Consider the following 4,237-nt stretch of genomic DNA (forward strand, 5'->3'; position numbering starts at 1 on the left):
AATTTTCCTGCGGTAAGTTCGTCTAAAATTTTGAGTTTAAAAGATTCGGAATACCGTCTGATTACTTTGTCATTTTTGTACATAATTGATTAAGATTGTGTAGCCTTTATTCAGGACGGGTCAAAATTACTGGCAACGTGTTTGTATAAGATTAGTTGCGTGTTTTATGCACTAAAGTTAGCAAATAAATCACAGATAGAAAGTCCGCGAGGACTTTCGTAAGTAGGCCTTAACCAAGCAATTAATTTTATACAGTGTTGTGCTTAGTACTTCTCTCTCTATATAGATTCTAAATTCAATAGATGTTCGTTTTCTTTTATAATATGAATAAAACTAGCCAGTAATTCTCCTCTTAGTTTACAGTCGAAACTTGTCATTGGACTTTCTTTGTGTTCAATACTACCATCTTCATTTTTATGACTTTTAGATATTGTTTCATCATGGGAACGTATTGCAAGAGCATAATAATCAGAAGTTAAAAAAGCAGAACCACTTCTGCCTGCAATGCTATATAATTTACGAAATTCAATGTGTCCTATCTTATTATCTTGAAACAAACCATTATTAAAATACTGAAAAGAATTATCAAATTGGGGTGTATTAGAATATCGTAGCTTAACGTTTTTCTTAACTCGATTATATTCATCTTCGTTAATTTCATTCTTTCTTGCTTCATTAGATTCTTCTATAATTGATGCGAAACTTCTTTCAGGATATGAAAAACGAAATAAAGTTTTCTCTATATTCAAATTTGATTTTACAAAATTGACCGATGGAAGTCCAACACTGCCTAGTTCATTACCTATAGGTAAATCAACCATTAATAATGCGATATCATTACAAACATCATTCTCCTCATCTTTAGGGTAATATATTCTTTTTATTCTGATTTTATTTATGTTATGATTGGATTTGCCATTTTCGAATAATGGGAAAATAATGATACTGTCTAGTTTTTCATCACTTCTACCTTTTACGCAATGAGCTGCTGTTAGTAAAAATCTTTCACTAACTAATGTAGCTGTAAAATTACCCTCTTCTTTTCCTTTAAAATAACTTTTTGCCTTAACGACAGTAGATGAAGGGAAAAAATTAGTTGTTCCAAAAACTTCACTTGTCTTTTTAATTGGTGACAAATTAGTGTTTAAATATTTTTCGCTTATTTCATAAAAGACTAAGTCTTTAGCTTTGTGTTTTCCGATTTTTGGATGAATGTTTGAAGAATTATCCAACGTTTCAATATTAAAAGTTCTTTGTTTTTTAGTATTGAAATCGTAACTTTTAAATATTAATGTTTTTTTATTGAAATGTAAAAAGCCTAATATTAAAGAGCTTAATATAGAGATGAATATAAAAGTTTGTGTTATTCTTTTCATTATTTTCTACTCTGATTCTTTCTTGTTGCTCGTATTAAGCACAACGGTCGTGTATATGAAACGTAGCGTGTAAATAAACGCTAATTTTTCGGATTATGCACGAGCCGAATTTTTATTTTTTTTATTTATCTTTAATTTTCTAAATATACAAAAATAAAAATTTGGCGGACTTAATAAATAAGCAAAAACCTCTCGGAAAGCCTGTAATAGCTATGTTTTATATACGTTGTTAGCACCAGTTTTTGTCCGTATATTGTTTACTTTTTCGCATATTTCCAAAATCTATCTTTTCCTTCTGCTATCCATTCTAAAGATTGTTCAATTCTTTTATTCCGAGTGGATTCTGTTTTAGCGTCTGTAATCCAAACTAAATAGTTTTTACGAAATGAAGCGGACTTGGTTTCAAAAATTTCCTTTGCTTTTGGATTGTTCGCCAATTTTTTAGTAAAGTAATCAGGTGTTTCAATCACTTTTGGTTTGTCCGATTTTTTCGCAACTATTTTGATCCCTTTTTCATTCAAAGCCATAGCCTCTTTGATAAAGCCAACAAATTCTTTATCGGTCGGTAAAGCTGATAGCGATGTGATTTTACCTAAAAAGCGTTTAATAGGTTTTAGATTTTTACTTTCTTTCAACCGTTTATCTTTCATTAACTCTGCCTTGATAAATGAGAATGAACAATGATTTTTATGGGAAGCCATTACGCACATAAAATCTCCTTTGTAGTCAAAGTGTGGAATTCCCCATTTAACGGCTTCATCTACATTTGGGCAAGTGTCGTGAACAAGCTGTCTCCAATGTTCTAAAATTGGTTTTGCAAAATCTTCCGACTTTGCTATGTAGTTATCTACTTCTGAGTTGAACTTTTTCATTGTGATAAATTTTTATGCTGTTATTTGATGAGTACTGAATACTTATCTCTGTTCTCATAAATAACCCAAAGGTTTATAGCGAATAAGGTTAACGCAATAGGTAAACCAGATGGTGCAGAAATGATGTTTGTTAGCAGTATACCTATCATTACTGGAAAAATTACGATGGCACCAAGTGCTTTTGTTTTAGGAATTACAAACAATAAACCACCAAGAATTTCTGCAAAACCAACTAATGGCATAAGCCAACTTATTTCCATAAATGCGTTCATTAATTTTACCATATTTTCAGGTAAGTCGTCAGGTATTGGCATATAATTGAAAAATTTATTCAATCCTGCGTTGATGAACATAAGTCCGAATAACAGGCTTACTACGAAAATTATTTTCTTTTTCATCTTTTTATTTTCTTAATGTTACTAATAATTCATCCAGTTTTTCCAGAGTTGAAAGCATACCTTCTTCCATTCCCATATTGATAACGGTTTCAAGGTCATTTAACGAATCGTAAGTAACCACAGTTGTAACTGTTGCATTTTCTCCTTTGTCGTTAAAAGTTACTTTCCAATTTGCTGTAGGAAGCTCTTGATTTATTGTGCCTTCACTATCGCAAAACGCATCGATTGTTCGATAATAGTCAATAGGGTTTACATCGTGATATTCAGTATATCCCCAATATTCTGTTCCTTCTGGGTCAATCATTGCATAATGCCAATGTCCACCATTTCTAAAGTCCATTGATTTTGTCTTTGTGATAAATGGTTTTGGTGAAAACCATTGGTCTAACAATTCTTGTTTGGTGTAACAGTCCCAAACCAATTGTCTTTCTGCGTTAAACTCTCGAACAATAGTGAGTGTGTTGTTTTCCTTATCTACAAGGAAGTCGAATTGCAAATTACTTTTCATTTTTTTTTGTTTTTAAGTGTTGATAATAAATTGTCCAATTGTCCAAAACGGTTTTCCCAAATTTTTCTGAATTGTTCCAACCATTTATCGATTTCTTTCATTTTTTCGATTTTCAGTTCGTAGTAGATTTCTCGCCCTTGTTGGTTTGCTTTAACAAGGTCACATTCGTTCAAAATTTGAATGTGCTTTGATATGGTAGGTCTCGCTACATCAAAGTTTTCTGCAATTGCTCCTGCTGTCATAGTCTGTGAGGTTAACAGAACCAAAATAGCTCGTCTTGTAGGGTCGGAAATAGCTTGAAATATGTCTCTTCTCAATTTCATTATGAAGTTATTTGGCTACAAATATAAATGAAGCCATTTAACTACGCAAATAATTTTTAATTTTTTTTTCAAGGAAGTTTAAAATTTAGTAGGAATTACTTGTTTGTAAGGATGTTTCTTTAAATTGGTGCTAACGAGCCGCGTGTAATGATAGTTGCGTGATTAGGCCACTAATTTAGCAAACAAAATCGAGCCAGAGAAAATTCCGCAGGAATTTTCCAAAAAGTCACTAGCCGAGCAATTATTTTTACACGTTGTTGTGTGCAGGTTTTCCAAGAGCTCCCACTTTGGCAAATACCCATTGGCCATCAGGGGCTGGCACAAGCTTATATTTTTCAACAATGCGGACAGGTACCATGCCCTGTGCGCAAAGAGAATTGTTCAGAAGCCATAGCAGAAAAGCAACGGCCTTGGCTTCTGGTCTAAAAATGCTATGTACCGGGCTTGCAGGACAAGTACCGGCCAAAAAAATATCCGTACTGGTGAGCGTTCAAGAGACCATGGCTGTACACTAAAAGCTGGCTATGCATTTTTAGCGCCATATCCCTAAAAAATATAAGTGGCATTGGTGATGGGCACAGACCTTTTTTTCAGTCTTTGCGGTATCCTCGGGTCAGGGTTTCCTTATCGTCTCAAACTGACCCGTCCTGAATAAAGGCTACACAATCTTAATCAATTATGTACAAAAATGACAAAGTAATCAGACGGTATTCCGAATCTTTTAAACTCAAAATTTTAGACGAACTTACCGCAGGAAAAT

At 33.2% G+C, this 4,237-nt stretch carries 5 protein-coding genes; all 5 read right to left on the bottom strand.

The window, feature by feature from the left end; genetic code table 11:
* Nucleotides 1-278: 278 nt before the first annotated feature.
* On the bottom strand, nt 279-1,376 hold the full coding sequence (locus ABXQ82_RS18650; protein WP_367063297.1) for a trypsin-like serine protease: 1,098 nt from the start codon (nt 1,374-1,376) through the stop codon (nt 279-281).
* Between the two features lie 257 nt (nt 1,377-1,633).
* Entirely contained in the window at nt 1,634-2,248 is a 615-nt protein-coding gene (locus ABXQ82_RS18655) for a YdeI/OmpD-associated family protein (RefSeq protein ID WP_367063299.1), read from the bottom strand.
* Nucleotides 2,249-2,268: 20 nt separating this feature from the next.
* Nucleotides 2,269-2,646 (bottom strand): DoxX family protein, encoded by a 378-nt coding sequence (locus tag ABXQ82_RS18660; RefSeq protein WP_367063301.1) that lies wholly within the window; start codon nt 2,644-2,646, stop codon nt 2,269-2,271.
* A gap of 4 nt (nt 2,647-2,650) precedes the next feature.
* Entirely contained in the window at nt 2,651-3,154 is a 504-nt protein-coding gene (locus ABXQ82_RS18665) for an SRPBCC domain-containing protein (RefSeq protein ID WP_367063303.1), read from the bottom strand.
* The gene (locus ABXQ82_RS18670) at nt 3,151-3,471 is read right to left on the bottom strand and encodes a metalloregulator ArsR/SmtB family transcription factor (protein ID WP_367063305.1); all 321 of its coding nucleotides are present in this window, start codon (nt 3,469-3,471) and stop codon (nt 3,151-3,153) included. The genes ABXQ82_RS18665 and ABXQ82_RS18670 overlap by 4 nt, the downstream gene beginning before the upstream one ends.
* Nucleotides 3,472-4,237 lie beyond the last annotated feature (766 nt).

It is taken from the genome of Algibacter sp. 2305UL17-15 (assembly GCF_040720935.1).
Classification (GTDB): Bacteria; Bacteroidota; Bacteroidia; order Flavobacteriales; family Flavobacteriaceae; genus Jejuia.

Coding starts and splice junctions, on each gene's coding strand:
- ABXQ82_RS18650 (WP_367063297.1), bottom strand. CDS start 1,376: ATGAAAAGAATAACACAAACTTTTATATTCATCTCTATATTAAGCTCT.
- ABXQ82_RS18660 (WP_367063301.1), bottom strand. CDS start 2,646: ATGAAAAAGAAAATAATTTTCGTAGTAAGCCTGTTATTCGGACTTATG.
- ABXQ82_RS18655 (WP_367063299.1), bottom strand. CDS start 2,248: ATGAAAAAGTTCAACTCAGAAGTAGATAACTACATAGCAAAGTCGGAA.
- ABXQ82_RS18665 (WP_367063303.1), bottom strand. CDS start 3,154: ATGAAAAGTAATTTGCAATTCGACTTCCTTGTAGATAAGGAAAACAAC.